Raw genomic sequence first — 22,378 nt, 5'->3', positions numbered from 1 at the left:
CCAATTAACGAGGAGCACATAAACATTTTTATCTGTTGACGCCATAAATAGTATGTGTTATTTTCTACTTAGCATAACAAGTTGTGAGACAACATGATAATCATATCTATAGGGGACGGTAGACGAAAGCAAATGCGTTTTCGGCGAACGTTAGGATACAGTCTGGGGGTGAAAATGAATGCGCTTACATATAGAACGAATCAAATGGCCAGGCTCATACGACATGGACCAATAACACCAGCTGTATCCGATCACAACGTGTTAAGTTAATAGTGCGTGTTCAAAAAGCCAGACTTTCAGCACCGAGAAGGTTGGATGAAGCTAGGGGCTGAGGAGCGGAGCGTACGTTTTGGGTACGTGAGCATCGGAAGGCCCGGCTGAATTCAAGATTCGATGTCGAATAAACTTTCAGTGCTACTTCGTGATCAAAGCGGGACTTTTTGAACAACCTCTAACAGTCAGGAGGTGTTCCTTTGAAAACAACCAATAACAGGCTGGTGGCCAGGATCATCAAGCACCGCTATCTCTATCTAATGGTGCTTCCCGGCTTTCTGACGCTGTTAATCTTTCACTATTTTCCGATGTACGGAATATTAATCGCTTTCAAAGATTTCAATGCTTCCAAGGGGATTTGGGGAAGCGAGTGGGTAGGTATAAAATACTTCGCTTCTTTTTTTAACGATCCGATGGCGTTCAGGGTATTAAAGAATACTTTGCTTCTTGGTTTGTATACTTTATTTTGGTCATTTCCGGCACCGATTATATTGGCTCTGTTGTTTAATGAATTGAAGAACAAGGGCTTCAAGAAGCTTGTGCAGACAGTTTCTTATTTTCCGCATTTTATTTCGGTCGTCATTGTTGCGGGGATGCTTAAGGAATTTACGGCAAGAGACGGTTTGTTTAACCATATTGTCGGATTCTTCGGCGGAGACCCGATCATGTTTCTTCTCGAACCTGACTATTTCCGGACCATCTTCATTTCTTCCGGCATATGGCAGGGCGTCGGGTTCGGCACCATCATCTACCTTGCTGCATTAAGCGGAATTGATCCTACGCTGTATGACGTGGCCGATGTAGACGGCGCAGGCCGGTGGAAAAAAGTCTTGCACATCACATGGCCGTCGCTCAAGCCGACCACCATTATTTTGCTGATTTTTGCCGTCGGAGGAATCCTCGGGAGCGATTTCCAGAAGATCATTCTGCTCTATTCGCCTGAGACTTACGAAGTAGCGGATGTCATCGGATCCTATGTTTATCGTCAAGGTATACTGGGCGCACAATACGAGTACACGACGGCCATCGGATTATTCATGTCGGTTATTTCCTTTACGATCCTTTACTTGACCAATTGGTTAAGCCGGAAAGTATCAGAGACGAGTTTGTTCTAGGTGGTGGGATGTTGAAAAAGGCTAGTTTGGGTTCCAGAGCTTTCGATGTATTCAATGTTGTTATCATGCTATTCATCCTGATTGTCGTGCTGTATCCGATTCTGAACATTATCGCGACATCGTTAAGCGGCACGCGTTACATCTCCTCGGGGAGCGTAACGATTTGGCCCAAGGGATTTAATCTGGAAGCGTACACGACGGTGTTTCAGGATCCTTACATTTTCAAAGGATATCTGAACTCGATCATTTATGCGGCCGGCTCTACGGGCATCATGCTGCTGTTTACGGCACTGATGGCGTATCCGCTCACGATTCCGGGATTTGCGGGCAAGAAATTTCTGACCATTTTTCTCATGATTACGATGTTTTTCGGCGGCGGATTAATTCCGACCTATCTGCTTATGCGCGGATTGAACCTGTTGGATACGGTCTGGGTCATGATTCTCCCCGGTGCGATCAGTGCTTATAATGTGTTTCTGTTTCGGACCTTCTTTCTGAATATTCCTTCTGAGCTGAAGGACTCCGCCTATATCGATGGGGCGAGTGACTTGGTGGTTCTCTTCAGGATCATACTTCCGTTGTCCAAAGCGCTGTTTGCAACCTTTGCTCTATTTGGTCTTGTCGGAAGCTGGAATAGTTGGTTCGAGGCTTTGATTTATTTGCGAGATCAGGACAAGTATCCCTTGCAGATGGTGCTTCGAAACTACCTGTTTACCTTGGATACGACTGCGATTCAAGGGCGGGTAGGAGGCGGCGCGGTCGCCATCAATGCTCCGGGGGAAACGCTTGATCCAAAGGCGGTACGAATGAGCGTCATCATTATTACCATGTTTCCGATCATGTGTATTTATCCGATCTTCCAGAAGCATTTCACCAAAGGGATATTCGTCGGCTCCATCAAAGGCTAGAGAAGCGGATGCGGCGGTGCAAGTTAGCTAAGTGTGCAGTCATTCATGACCAGTAACGAATAGCAGATTTGAAGAAGAAGCGGTTCATTGTGCAAATTAGGGGGAAATGGAATGAACAAATTGGCAAAGATGCTTGTCCTCGGATTGGCCCTACTGATGGTTTTTTCCGGATGTTCGAATAATTCCAAAAAAACCGATACCCATGAAGAGAATCAAGAAGTCATGCGCTTTTCGGTCACGCTGCCTGCGAACGGTGTGGATAATCCGAACAGCCTGGTAGGCAAGGAATGGCATAAACGCATGGAAGCTTATATGGGCAAGAAGGTGGAAATTGAATATAACTATATTCCGTCTTCCGAATATGACGAGAAGGTCAAACTTATGATCGCAAGCGACGATCTGACGGATTTCTTCGTGACGCCTTTGTTCTATGATACGACCGAAATGGCCGAACAAGGCCAGCTTCTCGAGTTAGGCCAGTATCAAGATTTAATGCCGAACTATATGAACTACATTGGCAAGGTAAAAAACGGGATGAAGCGGGTAACGGATGCTGAAGGCAACATGTTCACCTTTAAAGAAACCTCCACGCCCAGATTCCCCGAGGATCGCGGCATGCTCATCCAGAATACGTCTGCCTACCGCTATGACGTGTTCGAGGCCAATAACATCAAAATTCCGGAAACGCTTGATGAATTTTATGGGGCTGCCAAAAAACTTAAAGAGCTCTACCCCGACAAATATCCCGTTGCGACAAAGTGGAATAGCTTGAGATCGTTGTTCTCCGCGAACCATATCCGGGATGAAATTTTCTGGGACGGCGAGAAATACGTATACGGAGTTCTGGATGAAGGATATAAAGATGCGCTCCAATTTGCAAATAAGCTGTATGCCGAGAAGCTGTTAGATCCGGAATACACCATTGATACAGACGATACGCTGAAAAGAAAAGCGCTGAACGGCGACAACCTCATGTGGCTGACACAGTGGTTTACGACGCCGGCCGAGTATACGAGAACGGCCGACGACGGGAAGATTTTCGCGGTTTCGTTGTATCCCGACAACCCGAAGTACGGAAAAGCCTGGCAGGAGGTTGTGAACGGCAATACCCCTGACTTGGGCTGGGGAGTCTACGGCGTAAGCTCGAAAGTCAAAAACCCTGAAGAATTGATCAAATTCATCGATTATCAATATTCGGATGAAATGATCCAGCTCATCACTTGGGGAATCGAGGGCACGACCTATACGATCGGAGAAGACGGCGTTCCGACCTTTGTCGACTCGCTGAAAACGGCCAAGGATCCCTGGTTGGAGGGGGATAAATACGGCATGCGCGCAAGCCGAAACCATAACCCCGGTCTGCAGATGGTAAGCGACGCAAGAGCGTTCGTGGATTTTGCCGCGACAGACTATACGGTATTCAACGGCAAATATGAAGAGGTGCCGATTGAGAAGGCGGAATTCCTGACGAGTCTGCCCATGCCCGAGAACGACTATGTTCCTTCCTGGTTGAGCGAGCCGTCGATTCAACTCACGGGGAGCGAAAGCCAGCGGGTTTCGGAGATTATGAACCCGATCAAGACGTTCGTTACGGAAGAACAAGCCAAATTCGTAGCAGGGAAGAACAGCTTCGACAATTGGCAGGCATTCATCGATAAGGTCAAAAAAATGGGCAACATTGATGAAGCGCTGAAAATCTATAATGATGCTGCACAAAGAGCGCTAGGAAACGAATAGAGAGAGCGTCCCTCCGCTGCTACCGCGGAGGGGCGGTTATGTTGCAAAACGATAGGATCAAAACAAAGATAACGAAATCATAGGATGTGAGAAACCTTGAGTGAAAAAAAAGAGATTTTATTCCATGTGGAAAAGCTGCTAAACAAAAGAGATCCATTTATGATAACGAAGCTTACTTCTATAGATTTTTCCGGTTTTACGACAATGGAACAACTGTTCATTCATGAAATGGATGGACAACCGTTTGAGAGTTACGCTCCGGGTCAGCGGTGGGGAGAAAAATGGGGGTACGGCTGGTTCCGCTCCAACATCATCGTTCCCAAAGAGGCCGAAGGCAAACGGCTAGTGGCGATGCTTGATTTCGGATCTGAAGCGACCGTATACATAAACGGTAGCGTGAGCGGCGCAAAGGACCTTAACCATCATTACGTAACTTTAACCCGTTCGGCAAAAGCCGGCGAGTCATTTGAAATCGTCGCGGAAGCGTACGCCGGACATTCGGATTCCAGGCCGACGTTCGGAGAGTCGCAGCTCTGCGTTTTTGAAGAGGAAGTCTACCAGTTTTTCATCGATTTGGAATGCTTGTACGATCTTCGCAATCATCTGGATTCCAAATCCCTCCGCGTGGCGGAGATTGATCGTTGCCTGACTCAGGTGTTCGCGACGATTGACCTGACCCTCCGGCAGGAATCGCTCGGCGAGAACGCTAAGCAGTGTCGGAAGTTGATGGAGCCGCTATTGGCCTGCGTGAACGGTTCGACGGCGCCGACCCTGTACCTGATGGGACAGTCCCACCTGGATGTCGCCTGGCTGTGGCCGATCGCGGAGACAAAGCGGAAGATTGCGCGGACCATGTCCAATCAGCTGGCGCTCATGGACGAATATCCGGAATACACGTACACCCAGAGCCAGCCGTATTTGTTCCAGGTGGTCAAGACGCTGTATCCGGAGCTTTATGCGCGCATCAAACAGGCTGTAAAGGGAGGGAGGATCGTTCCCGAAGGCTCCATGTGGGTGGAGCCCGATACGAATCTGCCCAGCGGCGAGAGCCTGATCCGGCAGGCGCTGCACGGCAAGCGGTTCTTCAAGGACGAATTCGGCGTGGACAACGAGATGCTGTGGCTGCCTGACATATTCGGCTATTCCGGGAACCTGCCGCAAATTATGAAGGGCTGCGGGATCCATTATTTCGCGTCTACAAAATTGTTCGGTACTTATGATAATGTAGCGGACCCGTTCCCGCATAATACGTTCCTGTGGGAAGGGATCGACGGTTCGCAAATTTTGACGCATCTGATGAACTACGGCGATTACTACCCGATTCGGATCAACCCGTCGTTCTTGATCCATCAGTGGAGCGATCGCGTCCAGCTTGAAGGAATTTCCACGCGGCTCACGCAGTTCGGACACGGCGACGGAGGCGGCGGCTCCAATCGGGATGATCTCGAATTTATGCGCAGGCTCGGCAATTTGGAAGGCGTCCCCAAGACGAAACATGGCTCGCCGATCGAATTTTTTGAGGATCAGATCGAAAGAGGCATTCCTGAAGCCAAATATGTAGGAGAGCTCTATTATCCCGCTCACCGCGGAACATATACGACGCAAGCGATCATCAAAAAGCTGAACCGGAAGGCGGAAATCGGTTTCCGCGAGGCGGAGCTATGGGGGGCTGCGGCGGAGCTGTTTAATAACCGGGCTTACCCTTACGAGGACTTGGAGCGGTTGTGGAAGACCTTGCTGCTGCACCAGTTCCACGATATTCTGCCTGGCTCCTCCATCCATCGCGTCCATGAAGAGGCACAGATGGAGCTGAAGGCATTGAATGAGAACGTGTATGACTTGGCTTCGGAGACAAGGGATGCGCTCACGGACGGCGATGCATCCCGGGTTACCGTCTTTAACTCGCTGTCGTGGCCGAGAAAGGAGCTGGTCGCGTTGCCTGCCGGCGTTCAGGGCATTGCGGATGGGAACGGAGCGGTTCTGCCGGTGCAATTGCACGAAGGCGTTACCTATGCCGAGGTGGAGGCCCCTTCCATGGGCTGGTCGACGTACAAGGCTGAAGCGGAAGCGACGGGTGCTCCAGCAGCGTCGGCGGTCCTTGCGACGGAATCGCGTCTGGAGAATGAATGGATTGCGCTCGAAATAAACGAACGGGGCGAGTTAACAGCTATTTCCGACAAGGAGACCGGCGCGGAATGGGCGGCGGATCGCTGCAACGTCATGCGGATGTATCGGGATCAAAATTCGGATTTCGATGCTTGGGAGATCGATCGGCGCTACCGCTTGGCACCCGTCGAGCTGAATGCGAGCGCCAAAGTTTCCGTTACCGCGAACGGCCCGCTCTTCGCGAATATTCGGGTCGAGCGAGAACTGAACCAATCGACCCTGATCCAGGATATCCGGCTAAGTGCCGGCAGCCGCCGTGTGGAATTCCATACGACGATTCACTGGCGCGAGAAGAATAAGCTGCTAAAAGTCGATTTCCCTGTTCGCGTTCACACAAACGAGTCGCTGCAGGAAATTCAGTTCGGTTACGTCAAGCGGCCGAATCATGCTTCGCGTCCGCATGATGCGGATCGTTACGAAGTGGTTCAGCATAAATGGTCGGCGCTTACGGAGACGAACCGCGGCTTTGCGCTGCTGAACGATTGCAAATACGGGATTTCCGTCAACGACAACACGATGAGCCTAACGCTGCTTCGGGCACCGACGTGGCCGGATGAGACGTCCGATCAAGGGACGCACCATTTTACATATGGATTTACGTTCTGGAGCGGCGCGTTCCTGGATAGTCCTGTCGTACGGGAGGCTTACGAGCTGAACTATCCTGTCAGCCTCGTGTCCGGAGGAGGCCGGGAGGCGCAATCGTTGCTCTCCATCGAGCAAGCCAATGTGATCGCGGAGACGGTCAAGCTTGCCGAAGACGGATCGGGCGATTGGATCGTGCGTCTGTACGAGAGCAAGGGAGCTTCCGTAGCGTGCGGGCTTCACTTCGGGATGTCCGTTGCGGCGGTTTATGAGACCAATATGCTGGAGGCGAAGTTGGCGGATTTGCCGCACGAGGGTGAAGAGGTATCGCTTCAGTTCCGTCCGTTCGAGGTGAAGACGATCAGGCTCCGGCCGTATGGGAGGAATAGGGGATGAGGCTGAACGAAGGGCAGCGCCTGGTCGTGATCGGCGACTCGATCACGGTCTGTGAGCGTAAGTATCCATACGGGAGGCGATCGGGTTCGATTGGTCGCGTATGCGAATGGGTTCCTGACGTCAACTGTCCTTAGTTGGTAGAGTTTCTACTTTTATTGGGGGAACAAGGGAACCGATGCTTCCTTCATCAGCATGAGGCAGGTTATCCGCAATATGCATCCCGAGATCTGTGCAAATTTCTGCGAAGTTCTTCGAAGCGCACCTGCCCTATTCGCCTGAGCCGCTTCGCGCGATATTCATAAGCAGATTTATGGGTTCAAAAGACGTTTCTTCACAGAGAACAGCCGCGCAGCTTGAGCGGCTGTTACACATAAAGAATTATGTATTCGCTTACATTATAGGCTTCGAGACGAGGCTTCCTCATACCGCAAGAAAAGTTCCGGTGCTATGTAATCTGGCTTCATTGAATAAGCACGTCGATAGACGCTTTTTATTGCTCGATCCCCTACGTTTTTGTATTGCTCTCCTTACTGCGAAAGGAGGTGGTTAGTGAGGAGTCCAACAACGGAGAAGTGATGAGACTCAGCGTCGCTTCGATCGCTTGGCCGCGATAGATCAATCGCATCCAGAGGTATTTCGTAACCATGGTTGTAGAAATAGGGTTTGAACAGACGGTATCGGGACAGTGCAATGATTTTTTCTATTAAAAAGACAAAGACCGGGAGGTAAGAGTAATGAAACTGAAACAGTGGAAACGTGCGGGGATATGGACTTGCATCCTGCTGATGACCATGACGGCGCCGGGCGCCGCGATCGCAGCGCAGGCGGCCGGAAGCAGCGCCGAGCAGAATGTGAGCAGTGAGAAGATGAAAGTCCAGGTTCCATTCATGATCAAGGTCGTGGATGCCGAGACGGGCAGGGGCATTCCTCATGTCCAACTGAAGACGACGAACAGTGTGCTGTATTATACGGACAGTGCCGGAATTGTGGCATTCGACGAGCCAGGTCTGATGGACCAGACGGTCTTCTTCCATATGTCGAGCGACGGCTACGACATTCCTGCCGATATGTTTGGCAACCGGGGGCAGGCTGTAGAGGTTAAGCCCAACGGCAGTGTAACGCTCGAGATGAATCGGATCAACATTGCAGAGCGGCTGTACCGGCTGACAGGCCAAGGCATTTATCGCGACAGCTTACTCGTTGGCCAGAAGCCGCCCATTAAGGAGCCGCTGATCAACGGTCTGGTCATGGGACAGGATTCCGTTCAGACGATTGAGTACAACAATAAGCTGTACTGGTTTTGGGGCGATACCGACAGACCGGCCTATCCACTGGGGAACTTCCGCGTGACGGGTGCGACTTCCAAGCTTCCGAGTAAAGGGGGGCTGGACCCGGATGTCGGCGTGAATCTGGACTATTTTACGAATCAAGACGGTTTCGTCAAAAGTTTGGTGCCGCCACTGCCTGACGGTGCAGGCATAGCCTGGGTATTCGGTCTGATGACCGCCAAAGATAGCACCGGACAGGAGCGTCTGCTCGCCGGCTACAGCACGCACAATCCTGAACCCACCGCCTTCGGTATTCTCGTCTTTAACGACACCACGAAGGAGTTTGAGCAGGTCGTCCAGTTCCCTTCCAAAGACGATTGGCGCCATCCGGGCGGACAGGCGACCTACTACGAGGAGGGCGGGGAGGGATATTGGCTCTTTACCGAACACCGAATTCCGAATTTGCGCGTTGCTGCCAGCTATGACGCCATCATCGACTATACCCAATACGAATCGTTTACTTGCCTGACGCCGGGAACGACATACAACGGAGCTCAAACGTCGCTGGAACGCGACGCGGACGGCAAGCTCGTATGGGGCTGGAAAAAGGACACTCAGCCGCTCAACCAAGAACAAGAGAAAGAGCTGATCCGGTTAGGCCTGATCAAAGCTGACGACCCGCGTTATTATCAATTGAAGGATATCGATACTGGTGAAGACGTTCAAATCGCCCAAAGCTCCATTGAATGGAATGAATATCGGCAGCGTTACGTGATGATCGCGCAGCAGGTACAAGGCAAGACATCGGTACTTGGGGAAGTCTGGTACGCGGAAGCACCATCGCCTCAAGGTCCTTGGACCAATGCCAAGCATATCGTTACGCATAACGACTATACTTTTTATAACGTAGCCCAGCATAAACAATTCAACAAGGACGGCGGCCGAATCATCTACTTTGAAGGAACCTACACGAATACATTCACGAATCATGTCCCAACGCCGCGGTATAACTACAATCAAGTCATGTATAAACTCGACTTGGCTAATCCGAAGCTAGGGCTGGAGCCGGTTCAAGAAACGACCGGTAAATAGCGCCGGAGCTTTTTGGATAAACGAATAAGGACCTTTCCGTAAGCGCCGTGGAGCCCTACCGGAGAGGTCCTTTTCGACTTGAGCTTGTTTCTGCGGAACAAGCGCACCTAGCTGCCGCTTCTCCATGATAAGCTGGGAGAAGCGATATCTTTACCGGCGGAGTCCCCGTGGATTTCCCGATACTGCTTCGGAGTAAGATTCGTGAACTTCTTGAATGCGGAGAAAAAATGGCCTTTGGATATGAAGCCGCATTGATCTGCGATCTCCAGCACCGAGAGCTGGCTGGATATCAGTTTCTCCTTCACTTTCTCGATTCGTTCCTGAAGGATGTACTCGGACAATGATACGTTCATGATCTCTTTAAAAAGCTGCCGGATATAGCTCACAGAAAAGGAAAAATTGTCGGCTACCTGCTCGATCGACAGTTGCGCATCCTGCAAGTGGTTGTCCACATACTCTTTGATCTCCAGGACGATTTCTTCCTTGCGGCTCGAGGATTTTGGAACTTTGGTCTCGGATGCGAGCATCGTGACGATGCTCTCCAGCCATGCTTGAAACTCGGACAGCGTGCTGTACCGCTCCAGCAATTGATGGATGCTGCTGATTTCGTGCAGGACGCTGGACTTGTTGAAGTTCTTGAGTAGATCGTAGGTAAAGTAGGTCAGGTTAAGCTTACAGTCGCGATAAGGCAGCTCATGGACGTGCTTCATCTGCTGACGCAGCAGAACGAGCGCGGTCTCCGGGCGGCCGCGGCGAATCGCCTTAATGATCTCGGCTGTCTCCAGCGCCTCAGATGCAGAAGGATACCCTGCCATGAACTCTTCATAATCGCTCTCCAGAAAAATTTGCTTCTCTCCGTTAAGAAATCGCAGCTTCGTCAATTCGTAGATATGGTCATAGATATTTCGGATATTGGCGCCAAAGTCATAGGCATTGCTGACTGCGGCGGTTGTATCAACGTTTAGGATGCATGCTACCTGATTCTGGGTCTCCTCCAGAAGACGTTGTAGTTGAAGCTCGCCGGATGCATGGCCCCCAATGACCAGTATGATATGGTCGCCGCCCATATCCAAGCCTTCGGCCGCATAAGAACCTGCTCCAATCACTTCTTCGCTAATATTGCGTATGGCGTACTTGATCAATTTCCGGGAGGGGAAATCGTAACGTTCGCAAAAGACGGTATAGGCTTCGATCCGAAGGACGGCCAAAAACAGAGATTCACAGGAGGCCAGTTTGGTCTTGGTCTGAATATATTCGTAGCTCTTGGTACCCGGCGTCCCGTGGAGCATCCACTGGGCGAGAAGCTCCGTTCGAACGAGCTCGGATTGGTTTCTCATGGATTCATGAAGCTGTTCCACATTGTTCAGCAGCATATCGATGCCGTCATGGATCCATTGGATATCCGGCTTGGCATCGGACGTGGAGTTTGCGAACGCAACCGTTCCCTTCAGCTTTTCCGACAAGAAGGTGATGGAGCGCAAGGAACGGCGAGAACTCCAGAAGAACAACAAGGAGAGGAGTGCCAATAGCAGCAATGTATACGTTATCAATTTTTGTTGGAATAAGGAGATATGGCGCGTCAAAATATGATACTCGTTCGAATAGTATACCGACCAATTTTCAGTAGTCAGCTTGGCTGTATTGACGAACCATCTCTGGTGGGGAAGCCGAACTTGAAAATCGCTGTCCTGCTGCTCCCGGCTCGCTTGATAAAGCTGTCCGCTCAGCGCGGGATTGGACATGCCCAATAGAAGCTGCCCATGCTCGTCGAGAATCCGAATGTCTTGCTCCGAGGAGACCGTTTGGCCGAACAGAAGCTTCGACAGCAGCGGTTTATCAACGAGCAGCACGAGATAATAGTCAGACGGCTTCTCGGGGGTTGCAGGCAGAATAAGAGCCAGGGAGTCCGAACCATCCAGCGAATGATTAAAGAAGCGCAAGTATTGGGGGTGGATTGACTCCACGCGCTCCAGCATGCGCTGGTCGGTAAAGGATTCATTGCGGACGATTCCGGCTTTGGAATCGACGACAAGATCGTGCTTCAAATTAATCAGATAAGATCGCTGGATGAGCGGTTCGGTGGACATGAAATTGGATTGGGCGACGAGTGCAGCATGGTTGATGAGCGGATCGTTGCTTGTATTGAAGAACCAGTTCTGAATATTCTGATCGGCATACATGCTGAGCCCGTCGGCTTTCAAATTGCCGAGAATCATTTCGGCCTTCGAAGCCAGGTTGTTGACTTCGTTCTGCGAATTGCTGCGAACCTCCAGCATGGTATATTTTGCGAATTCCGCAGACAGTAAATAGACGAAAGGAATAATGGAACAGATCAGAACGGTGGTCAGTAAAAGAAAGGTTCGAAAATAGGTCTTCTGTAAAATGGGTTTGATCTTCATATAATGCCAGCACCCCTTGCTGATGGATTGACGGTTTAAGGGTATAACGTAACGGTTCGATAGAAGAAACGAACCGGGACCTCCTTACTCAATCATATCCTGACCCTTGTGTGAAGTCCTCATTTTGACAAAGTAGAAATTAAGATGATACCGGAAGTCCGATTGCCGCACAATCCTTAGGTTGAGTACCCTTTGTGACACAATGAGGACTATTCCGAATGCCTCCTTCCGTACATAATAAACACTGTCAGGATATGGCCACATCGGACAGACCAGCTCGAATGGAGGGATACTATAATTTGAGAATGTTTAGGGATCTTGTAAAGAACCGGGGCTTGTATACGATGGCGATACCGGGAATCATCTTTCTCGTTGTCTTCTCCTATATTCCTCTGTCCGGACATTTGCTAGCGTTCAAGGACTTTCAGATCAGCAAAGGCATATGGGGCAGTGATTGGGTGGGTCTGGACAACTTTCGCTTCTTTTTCTCCAATCGGGATTGGATTCAAGTTACGGTCAATACGGTTTATTTAAATGCGCTGTTCATTATTTTCGAAATGGTCTTTGCGCTTCTCATTGCGCTGTTCTTGAATGAGATTCGCTTGAAATGGTTTAAACGTACGATCCAATCCGTCGTCTTCCTTCCTTATTTCATTTCCTGGGTCGTCGTTGGGTATATGACATTCATTCTATTCAACAATACGGACGGTCTGATTAACCGTGTGCTGAGCATGAGCGGACTTCAATCCGTCGATTGGTACCAGACCCCGTGGGTGTGGCCGATTATTCTAACCTTAACGCGAATATGGAAGAGTGCCGGTTACTACTCGATTATTCTGCTCGCTGCCATAACCGGTTTCTCCTCCGACTATTACGAGAGCGCCCGTCTGGACGGAGCCACGAGGCTGCAGCAGATGAAATACATTACGCTGCCTTTGCTGAAGCCGCAAATCATCATTCTCGTCCTCTTGGGAGTCGGACGGATTTTCTACGGGGATTTCGGCATGATCTACGGAATTATCGGGGACAACGGGATTCTATTCCCGACGACCGATGTCATCGATACATACTCCTATCGGGCGTTAAGACAGCTTGGTAATTTTAGCATGTCATCGGCTATCGTATTCTATCAGTCTATTATGGGGCTAATCGCCGTCGTTTCGTTTAATGCGCTGGTTCGGAAAATCGATAAAGACTCCAGATTATTTTAAGAGGTTGTTCAAAATGTCATCCTTCCATGAACGGACTCTTTGAACACGTGCATTAATTTTTCGAAATCCATAGGGAGGTGAACTTCATATGAATCGTCCGGTTGCTCTGATCCCGCCCCCACGAGTCCGACGGACAAACGGGTTCTCCGATAAAATGGCGGTGTTCTTGTTCGGGCTGTTTTTGATTCTATTTGCGCTGGTTTGTTTGTTTCCTTTTTGGCTGATGGTCATCAATTCGTTCTCCAGCACCCGAAGCTTGGCGGTGAACGGATACTCCGTATGGCCGGATGAATTTACGCTGGAGTCGTATCGTTTCCTCCTCCAGGGCAAACAAATGTTTACCAGCTATGGCGTCACCATTGCGGTAACAGTCATCGGAACCGTAATCGGCCTCGTTGTCACCGCGTTGTTTGCATACGTGCTGGCCCATCCGAAGAACCGGTACGGCGGCTTCCTCTCGTTCATGACCTACGTACCGATGGTCTTCGGCTCGGGGCTCGTCGGCTTCTATCTTCTGGTCGTTCAATGGCTGCATCTGAAAGATACGTTGTGGGCGCTTGTGCTCCCTTACGTCATGAATCCGTTCTTTGCGTTTATCTTAGTCTCGTTCTATCGCTCGTTGCCTTATGAGCTGAACGAATCGGCTAACATGGACGGCGCCGGAGAGTGGACGATCTTCTTCAAAATTATCCGGCCGATCTCAACGCCGGTTATTGCGACGATCAGCTTGTTCTACGCCCTGCAATATTGGAACGATTGGTGGCTGTCGCTTCTGTTTATCGACAACAGCGATATGTACCCGCTGCAGCTGCTTCTTCGGCAGCTCATGTCGCAGATGCAGCTCACGTCGCTCAATCACGGGAATGTGCTGACGCTGCCGCCGGCGGAAGGGGTCAAGTTGGCAACGGTATGCCTGACGATCGGCCCGATTATACTCGTCTATCCGATGGTTCAAAAATATTTCGTCAAAGGTCTGACCCTCGGCTCGGTAAAAGGTTAAGATTGGGGCTCTACGCAAATGGCTGAGCGCGTTATAGATTGGCCCAGCCGCTTATACATAAGTTGATTATTTGAAGGGAGTCATTTACATGGCCAAATCAAAACGCAAATTCTTGGTGACGGCGCTGCTCGGACTAGCCATCGCTTTGTCCGGGTGCTCCGGATCCGGCGGGGATGCCTCCGCGCCGGGCGATGCCGGGGAAACCGGCGATCCGTCCCTTGAACCGGTCACTTTGGAGGTTGTCATTCCGGGGGCAAAGGGAGCTAACTATGACGAGGTGCTGACCGAAGTCAACAAGCGATTAAAAGCCGAAATCAATACGCAGGTTAAATTTACATTTGTCGACTTTGCCGATCTAAATCAGAAGACCAACGTCATGCTGGCTTCGGGAGAGAGCGTGGATTTGATGTTTGATGCCCCGTGGCTGCATTTGGACACGATGGCTTCCCAGGGCTATTACGAAGAATTAAGCGAACTGCTGGACCAATACGGCCCTAATGTGAAAAAGACGAGGCCGCAACAAATGTGGGACGCGAACAAAATTAACGGTAACATCTACGGTGTTCCCTTGGGAAGCGCCTATACCCAACAGAGATCGATTTTCATCCGAAAGGACCTGAGGGAGCAGTTAAACTTGCCGTCCGTAAAGACGTATGAAGATCTAAAAGCTTATCTCTACGCCGTTCGTGACAGTAACTCCGGCATCACTCCGCTCCTCGCGGGCGCTGACGACGTCACCTACAGCTGGGTCAACTGGCTGATCCGGGACGATACCGGCGTCAACATTCGTCCAACGAATTTTGCTGGCGCCAGCTTGATGCTGTATTACAAGGGCAACGATGGCAAGGTCTATAACTTCTTTGAAACCCAGGAACCAAAGATCTGGTCCGGCATCCAGGATGTCCGCCAGCTGTTTGTTGACAAAGTCATGTCGCAGGACGTTTTGACGAATAAAAGCAGCCCGGGAGATATGCAGCTCCAGAACAAAGTTGCGGCCACGCCCCAAATGGCCTTTGGCATTCCCAAAACGTACAACGACCAGTTGAAGCAGGTCGTGCCCGATGGAGAGCTGGAAGCCGTCCGTCTATTCGATCTGACGCCTGGAAAGAACCTATCCAATTACAAAATGGATAATTTCATCTGTATTGTGAAGACGAGCAAACATAAAGACCGTGCGATGATGTTCCTCGATTGGGCCAACCGGCAGGAGAATTATGATTTGTTGGAGCACGGCATCGAAGGCGTGAACTGGAAAGCGGTCGGCGAGCATCAATACGACACGCTGAACAACGATGGCGGCATTGTCTCGTTCCAGCTTATGTTGAATCCAACGTTAGAGCGGGAGTGGGCCGGTATCGACGAAGAGACCCGAGAGTATAGTCAATTCATTACGCAAGCCGACAACTTCACGAAGGATATCATGACCGGCTTCACTTTCGATCCGACGCCGGTGAAGAACGAAGTGGCCCAGTTCGCGACCATTCAGGCCAAATATTATAGCGGATTATTTAACGGTGCGCTTGATCCGGACGAATACTTCGCCAGATTCAAAACGGAAGGCGAAGCGGTGCTGAAGCAAATCCAGACTGAACTGCAGAATCAGGTAGACGCCTTCTTGGCAAAATAAAAGGGTTCCCTGTCCATTGAGAACGGCGACACGAAAAAAAGGACCGCTTCCTATACGGAGCGGTTCTTTTCGTTATGTTCTAGCAGCTGCCGGGGAAGGGGGGGACAGGGAACAAACCTGACGGATCGTCGCAGCCAAGTGTTCGGCCATTTGCCGATGCTTCTTGACGGAGGGGTGTCCGCAGCCTCCCATGCCGTCTTCCGGCCGTTTAATGAGCGGGAATTCGACGAAATGAATATTGTTGTCGCCTTCTTCGTTAAGGCTTTTGACGAGAGCCTTCAAATGGGGGGCGGGGCCGAGGGTCATCGGACCGATTGCACAGAACAATGGGACGGACGGATATCTATTGCGAATAAAACCCGTCAATTTGCGATATTGTTCAAGGTAATCCGCAGGCTCGATGGGCGCGGACCAATCATTGGTCCCGAGATTTACGACAACGAACTCAGGATGAAACGGGTCCATGGCTTCTTGATCGAGATCAGGACAGATGGTTTTCATGAAATAATCCGACATGCGGCCTTCCTTGCCACCGCCGAAATTCTGATAGCATCCCGTACCGGATGCGCCCACAATCAATGTTTCGGCATTCAGAAGTTGACCGGTCAGCGAGCTGTAAGCAAGCGCGATATTTTCGCGAGAAGCATCGCAGTCGCAGGGAATCTGCGCTTCGTTGCCGAAGCCGCAGGTGATCGAATCGCCGATGACGAGCAGACGATGGGGAAGAGGGGCTGGCGGGCTCAGAAAAGCTCCGTTCTCCGTCGTCAAATCGGTAAATTTAATGCTGCCGAATGCCGCTTCCGTACGCTTCTGCAGCGTTAAGGTATGGGGCGCGTCTTCAAGGTCATCCGCAAGCTGGTACAGCCGGTTATCCGGATCGATTCTCATCACCCTTACCGGAAGATCGTCGATATAGACGTTAAGCCAGCTTTTCCCCTCTCCGTTGACATCCTCGATCTCGGCCGTTATTTCCCGTCCATGAAAGCGCACGGTTATCGCACTGCCGGGAAGAAAACAAGATATGCCATCCTGCTCTTGATGAAAGAGCCCGTGTCTCAGACTGGAAGTCGAAAAGTCGAATTTCATAACGCATTCCTTCCTTTCATTGATCTATTTGAGCTGACAACGTTAGGCGTAAGGGTTCTCGCAAGTAGACTCCCGGATCACCAAAGAAACACCCGACAATATTTTCGTGTAGCGTCCATGAGTTTTGCCTAGAATAACCTGGTGAAGTAAATTCGCAGCGTTTCTGCCGATTTCCTCGAAATCTTGCCGGACGGTAGACAGTCCGATCGATAAGTTGCTGGAATGGTCCCAATCGTCGAATCCCATAATGGAAACATCCTGCGGAATTCTAACGCGGCGGTCGGTCAGCTTCTCGATCATTTCTATGGCAAGTTTGTCATTGCAGCAAAACAAAGCGGTAACATCCCGCTTCAAAATACTGTCGGCTAGTGCGTCATAGTCCACGCGGGTCAGCAAGTTATCGTCGGTTACCGGAAATCCTGCCTGACGCATGGCACTGCAGTAGCCGGCGAACCGCTCCTGCTCGGAGTGAAGAAAGAAGTGATAGCTTGCAAACTTTATTTTGGTGTGCTTCAGACGCATCAGCTCCCGGGTGGCCAGGATCGCCCCGTCGTAGTTGTTGCTTCCGGAAAAATAGCTGGGATGATCCACATTGTACCGGTCTACCAACAGATAGGGGATGTTGTTTTGTTCGATGATTAGGTAGTTATCCTTGCTCTGGATCGGATCGAACGGATAAATCAAGAAGCCGTCGACTTTCCGGTCCAGCATTTTCTGAATGGATGATTGTTCAACGGCCAAATTTTCATTGCTCCATTCCACAATTAAGGAGTAATTGAATTCGGCTGCCACTTGCTGCGCGCCTTTGATGATTTTCATATACGATACATCGTAATTGTCCTCTGCCGATAAGATAAACGCGATCAAGTGACTCGAACGGTCCGCGGCTTGAGCTCCGTTTACAAAAGAGCCTTTTCTTTTGATTCGGGTGATTGCGCCTTCGTTTGCCAGCTCCGTCATCGCTTTTCGAATCGTTATTCCGCTTACATGAAATTGTTTCATCAGGTCTTCTTCATTCGGCAGTTTATCGCCGGGTCGAAGCTTGCCGACTTGAATCTGATGCAGCAGCGCTTGTTTAACCGTCATGTACTTCGGCTCGTTCACAATCATTCTCCTCTTTTTACAAACTGATGATAAGTTTGGCATGTTAAATGATTATATAAAAGTATACTTTATTAATATATTAAAATCAAGCCTGCAATCTATGATTACGTTATATATATATTATAGTAGAGAATTGCTTTATAATTGACTGAATTCATATGAATTGATAATATAAATATAGGTTTATTGATAAAATAAAGTATACTTTATTATTCGTGAGTAGTGAGTGCTATACTGATAGTCAATGCAAAAGCTGAAGGGAGGGATTATGTTGGAGTTTAGCTTTGCCGAATTCGCCAGGCTGATGGGGAGATTTGATCTGACCGAGAGAGAGAAGCCGAAATGCGCCTGGGTCAACAGCGCGGTTTTTCTTGCCTTCCGAGGTACGGCCGTCTCGATGACGGCTGAGGATTCCGATGGCCAGGATTACGTTGAAATTGTGGTGGACGGTGTCGCTCGTAATTGGATCAACTTGAAGAAGGGGGTTCATCAATACATAATCGAACAGGGACTGCCGGAGGGTGAACACACTTTAGAGATCCACAAGCGAACGGGGATCCTGACCGGAAGTATAGCATTTCATCAGTTTTCGCTGCCTGACGGCGGAAGCTTCCTTGCCCCGCCCGCGGCAAAACCACTCCGGCTTGAGTACTTTGGGGATTCCATCACGGATGGAGCAGGGATCGGCCATCCGCATGTGCTCGCTGAAGCTCCGCATCTTGACGACGGATACATGTCCTATGTCGGAATCAGCGCCAGAATGTTGAATGCGGAATATCATACGATGGCCATTTGCGGGATCGGCGTTTGGCAGGATGCGGTAGGGAACAAGCAAGGATTGCCGGAACATTTTTCTGGGACCCTCGGCAAAGGGACGGCGCCATGGGACTTTTCCCGGTATACTCCTGATGGAGTCGTCATTAATTTGGGCCAGAACGATTATTCTACGCCAATTGATGATGAGGCGTATATTGCCGCTTATATTGAATTCATCCAGGTTATCCTGGAAAAGTATAACGATCCCTACGTCTTTTGTTGTGTTGGAACCATGAATAACAACTATCTTGCCAGCGTGAATAAGGCGGTGTCCTATTTCAATCAAAGCGGAAACGGGAAGGTATTCGTGGTTGATTTAGGATTGATTCATCCCGAGGTGGAAGGATGGGGCGGCCGATATCATCCCGGCTATCAGACGCATTACCGAATGGGCTGGGAGCTTGCCTCTTTTATATCCGCCAAGACTGGTTGGGAATTGCTTAAGCGTCCGTCGATCGCCACGGAATGCGTGTTTTGAAATCGCTCGAAAAACAGGATTGTCACGAGGATGCTGCCGAATTGTTGTCCGATCAGATTTATGATCCCATGATAAGAAAACCCTTGATATTCAAGGGTTTTTAGCTTTTTTAGTGACCTTTTTGTACTGTCCACTCTGGTTTTGGGGACAAACTATCGCTTAAAGGCTTATATCCTATATTGTTAACCAGGAATGAATCCTTTACTAGGATTGACGTTCCCCTCGAGGACTAGAAATCGGGCATGTCATATTTGATTATCATGGCAAAAAATGATTTCGTCCATAGAAATAGATCAGATCTTGGTAAAAAATATCATTAATGGTGATTTACTTGTTGAGTAATTTAGGCGTAACATAAGAGGATACAAGAAGGGATGACTCTGGCCAGTGGTTATAAAGATGTATATTGTCTCTGATCAATGGACTATTTCAATGATGAAGTAGTATTTTTGTTTTAAAAAATGTAAGCGCTTAACAACTCTTATGCCAATTAGTCGGTTTATCAAAAAAATCAAAGAATTCCCTTACTGAAATGGAGGAGGTGATGTGAAAAAGTAATACGATTAAGGCTATCATTTTTTAAGTTTACAACGACAACGAATGTAAGCTGAGGCCATCTTATGGCTCAGCTTATTTCGTAATAAGCAACGTAGGCAGATGTGGCGATGGCAGGACTTTTTCTTTTATCGCATATTAAAAAAACATACATATGGAAGACATTTAGAGAATCAACAAAGCGTAATCAAACTGATTCTAATTCAAACCAAATAAAGGGATGGAGGGTTCCAATGAAGCGAATACCGATGATGATGCAATTGGCATTGATCCTGTTCTGCATCATGGCCATTCCGATGGCGATATTAACCTGGTATAGCAGCTCTCAAATTCTACGGAATTCAGAGCATGCCTTCGCGGAAACTTCACTTGCAGAATTAAATGCCAATCGCGAGCTTAACGAGAATGCCTTAAACAATTTGTCCCAGAATACGGTACGGCTTGGCGGCACCGACATCTTCGATCGAATTCGACCGTTCAAGTCCCTTGCCGAACTCAAAACGAATTACATGAATGTGAGCAAAGCGATGGCGGTTCTCAAAGAATTGTTGAATCTGAATCAAAGCGTCGATGGGGCGTATTCGTCTTTCTTTTATCTCGACGATGCGAATTACGTGATTTCGACGGATAAAGGCATTACGAGTTTGGACAAATACGAGTCCATCGACTGGCTGAACGAGGCGCTTATCGAGCAAAAAGGGATACGCGGCGTATGGTATCCGCGCAGGCTTGATTCGGGAGTGAACGTTCTATCGTTCGCGCTGCCTTTAAACCGGCTTTCAACCGCTACTCGCGGAACGATCGTTATCAATTTGAAGGAGGAGCAAATTGAGCAGTATTTGCAATCAACCAAGTCGGGTAAGCAAGGCTATCTGCTCATGAAGCCAAGCGGGGCCATCATCTCACATCATGACAAGAGTTTGTTGCTCAAGAGCGCCTATGGTGAGCCGTTTATTCGCGAAATTATCGAGGAAGAATTGCCAGAAGGGTACACGTTCCGCGAACTTAACGGAGAGCGGTTGCTGTACGCGTGGTCACGCTCGAAAGAATTCGATTGGACTAACGTGAGTATATACTCGGTCGACGAACTAATGAATAAACCGCATTCTATGCAGAGAGGGATCATTTTCCTTACGATTGTCATTATTTTTGCGGGATCCATACTGACCGTTTTTATGGCAACGTGGTTGTCCAAGCCAGCCAGGGAATTGGTCCGAACGATTCGCGGACGCGTCAATCCGGGGGTGCAGGATAAAAATGAGCTTGTATTCCTGGAGGCGGCATTCAGACGAATGCAAGAAGAGGAGGAAGGGCTTTATAAGCTTCTGAGCATCCGCGAGCAGGATGCCCAGAGCCACGCGATTCATGGTTTGTTGCGGGGGGAAGTGACGCCTCAGGCCGAAGAAATCTTCCCGGCCTCGCACTTTCTGGCTGCCGTCGTTTCTATCGATGGCTATCGAAATTATATCAGCCGGAACAATCCGGAAACTCGCAGCTACCATCGCTACCTGCTTCTCTCGAAATGTGATCATTTGTTCCCGAAAGAAGTTTATGTTCGCTGCGTCTATCATGGTGACGGTCACTTTGTAATTCTGATCAACTACAGACAGGAGGAAGATGGCAACCATAGAAAAGGCATTCATAACGCTCTGGATATGATTAGGAACACTGCGGCTGAATTGCTGGGACACTCCGTAACCATCGGGGTAAGTAGTCCGGCAGATTCGATAGGTATGGTCTCGGGATTGCTTGCAGAGGCATTGGAGACGATCAAACAGCGGATGATCGCCGGCAGCGGCGGTATAACGTACTGGAAGGAGGAGGAACCGCGGGAGAAAAAATATCTCTATCCCGCTAACAGCGAAAGACGAATACTCAACTTCCTTGGCAATGCCGATCTGGACAGCATCATCGAAGAACTGAGAATCATTCGCGACGAAATTCGCTCTGCCGAATACGTGTCCTACGATAACATCTTGTTCATCTATCATCAATTGGTCGGCGTGACCATTAAACATCTGAGAGAGAATAATGTCAGCACAGCGCGGATATTCTCGAGACGGGGCAACATTTACGCTGCCTTGGCTTCTTTTGATACGCTTGATGAGCTTGAAGAATATGTTATTGGATTTTACAGCGAGATCGTTCACTACCTTACGTGTTCGCCAGTCGCGTCCAACAAATACGCCGAGCGAATCATTCATTATTTGAACGAGCGCTATCGTGAAGAAATCGTTTTTGAAGAGATGGCTAAGGATATCGGAATCAGTTACTCCTATATGCGAAAGATTGTCTACGAACAAACGGGGAAAAGTATATCGGATTATCTTAATTCGCTGCGAATTGAGAAGGCAAAAGAATTGCTTCTGAACAGTAACCTGTCAATCGGGCAGATTGCTTCCGAGGTAGGCTGCATGAATGTTCGAAGCTTCAATCGCTTGTTTCGAAAATTTGAAGGGATGCCGCCGAGCAGCTATAAGATGCAGAGGTCCAGAACATCGTGAGGGCTCAACCAATCCGATTTCACAGGTATAAGTGAAGCGTTATATATCGCAACATTTGATG

14 protein-coding genes are annotated in these 22,378 nt (G+C 49.3%); 11 read left to right on the top strand and 3 right to left on the bottom strand.

What is annotated here, in order from left to right; all coding sequences use genetic code 11:
• Positions 1-473: 473 nt before the first annotated feature.
• The 6 genes from GYMC10_RS24050 (at position 474) to GYMC10_RS24030 (ending at position 9,537) form a co-directional block, all read left to right on the top strand.
• Positions 474-1,388: an ABC transporter permease gene (locus GYMC10_RS24050; RefSeq protein WP_015736933.1), complete on the top strand. Its 915-nt coding sequence runs from the start codon at positions 474-476 to the stop codon at positions 1,386-1,388.
• Between the two features lie 11 nt (positions 1,389-1,399).
• Entirely contained in the window at positions 1,400-2,296 is an 897-nt protein-coding gene (locus tag GYMC10_RS24045; protein ID WP_015736932.1) for a carbohydrate ABC transporter permease, read from the top strand.
• Between the two features lie 111 nt (positions 2,297-2,407).
• On the top strand, positions 2,408-4,033 hold the full coding sequence (locus tag GYMC10_RS24040; RefSeq protein ID WP_015736931.1) for an extracellular solute-binding protein: 1,626 nt from the start codon (positions 2,408-2,410) through the stop codon (positions 4,031-4,033).
• Between the two features lie 96 nt (positions 4,034-4,129).
• Positions 4,130-7,177, top strand: coding sequence for an alpha-mannosidase (locus GYMC10_RS24035; RefSeq protein WP_015736930.1), 3,048 nt, complete (start codon positions 4,130-4,132; stop codon positions 7,175-7,177).
• The gene (locus GYMC10_RS32635; RefSeq protein ID WP_015736929.1) at positions 7,174-7,311 is read left to right on the top strand and encodes a hypothetical protein; all 138 of its coding nucleotides are present in this window, start codon (positions 7,174-7,176) and stop codon (positions 7,309-7,311) included. Before GYMC10_RS24035 ends, GYMC10_RS32635 begins: the two co-directional genes overlap by 4 nt.
• Before the next feature lie 600 nt (positions 7,312-7,911).
• Entirely contained in the window at positions 7,912-9,537 is a 1,626-nt protein-coding gene (locus tag GYMC10_RS24030) for a hypothetical protein (RefSeq protein ID WP_015736928.1), read from the top strand.
• A gap of 107 nt (positions 9,538-9,644) precedes the next feature.
• Here the strand turns inward: GYMC10_RS24030 and GYMC10_RS24025 are convergent, their stop codons facing one another.
• Positions 9,645-11,936, bottom strand: coding sequence for an AraC family transcriptional regulator (locus tag GYMC10_RS24025; RefSeq protein ID WP_015736927.1), 2,292 nt, complete (start codon positions 11,934-11,936; stop codon positions 9,645-9,647).
• Between the two features lie 299 nt (positions 11,937-12,235).
• On the opposite strand from GYMC10_RS24025, the gene GYMC10_RS24020 reads away from it, so the two are divergent.
• The 3 genes from GYMC10_RS24020 (at position 12,236) to GYMC10_RS24010 (ending at position 15,774) form a co-directional block, all read left to right on the top strand.
• Complete coding sequence (locus GYMC10_RS24020) at positions 12,236-13,147, top strand: ABC transporter permease (protein WP_144374274.1); 912 nt, start codon at positions 12,236-12,238, stop codon at positions 13,145-13,147.
• Positions 13,148-13,235: 88 nt separating this feature from the next.
• On the top strand, positions 13,236-14,147 hold the full coding sequence (locus GYMC10_RS24015; protein ID WP_015736925.1) for a carbohydrate ABC transporter permease: 912 nt from the start codon (positions 13,236-13,238) through the stop codon (positions 14,145-14,147).
• Between the two features lie 88 nt (positions 14,148-14,235).
• Positions 14,236-15,774 (top strand): extracellular solute-binding protein, encoded by a 1,539-nt coding sequence (locus tag GYMC10_RS24010; protein ID WP_015736924.1) that lies wholly within the window; start codon positions 14,236-14,238, stop codon positions 15,772-15,774.
• Between the two features lie 72 nt (positions 15,775-15,846).
• Here the strand turns inward: GYMC10_RS24010 and GYMC10_RS24005 are convergent, their stop codons facing one another.
• Complete coding sequence (locus tag GYMC10_RS24005) at positions 15,847-16,860, bottom strand: SGNH/GDSL hydrolase family protein (RefSeq protein ID WP_015736923.1); 1,014 nt, start codon at positions 16,858-16,860, stop codon at positions 15,847-15,849.
• Positions 16,861-16,902: 42 nt separating this feature from the next.
• Positions 16,903-17,970: a GntR family transcriptional regulator gene (locus GYMC10_RS24000; RefSeq protein ID WP_261979384.1), complete on the bottom strand. Its 1,068-nt coding sequence runs from the start codon at positions 17,968-17,970 to the stop codon at positions 16,903-16,905.
• 262 nt (positions 17,971-18,232) lie between these two features.
• Here GYMC10_RS24000 and GYMC10_RS23995 point away from each other — a divergent pair, with 262 nt between their 5' ends.
• Both GYMC10_RS23995 and GYMC10_RS23990 read left to right on the top strand, forming a co-directional pair.
• Complete coding sequence (locus tag GYMC10_RS23995) at positions 18,233-19,258, top strand: SGNH/GDSL hydrolase family protein (protein ID WP_015736921.1); 1,026 nt, start codon at positions 18,233-18,235, stop codon at positions 19,256-19,258.
• Between the two features lie 788 nt (positions 19,259-20,046).
• On the top strand, positions 20,047-22,317 hold the full coding sequence (locus GYMC10_RS23990) for an AraC family transcriptional regulator (RefSeq protein ID WP_015736920.1): 2,271 nt from the start codon (positions 20,047-20,049) through the stop codon (positions 22,315-22,317).
• The last annotated feature ends 61 nt before the right edge of the window (positions 22,318-22,378 follow it).

The sequence above is a fragment of the Paenibacillus sp. Y412MC10 genome (assembly GCF_000024685.1).
Taxonomy (GTDB): Bacteria; Bacillota; Bacilli; order Paenibacillales; family Paenibacillaceae; genus Paenibacillus_AQ; species Paenibacillus_AQ lautus_A.
The sequence above is the reverse complement of the archived record's forward strand: the minus strand, read 5'-3'. Positions and strand labels throughout refer to the sequence as shown.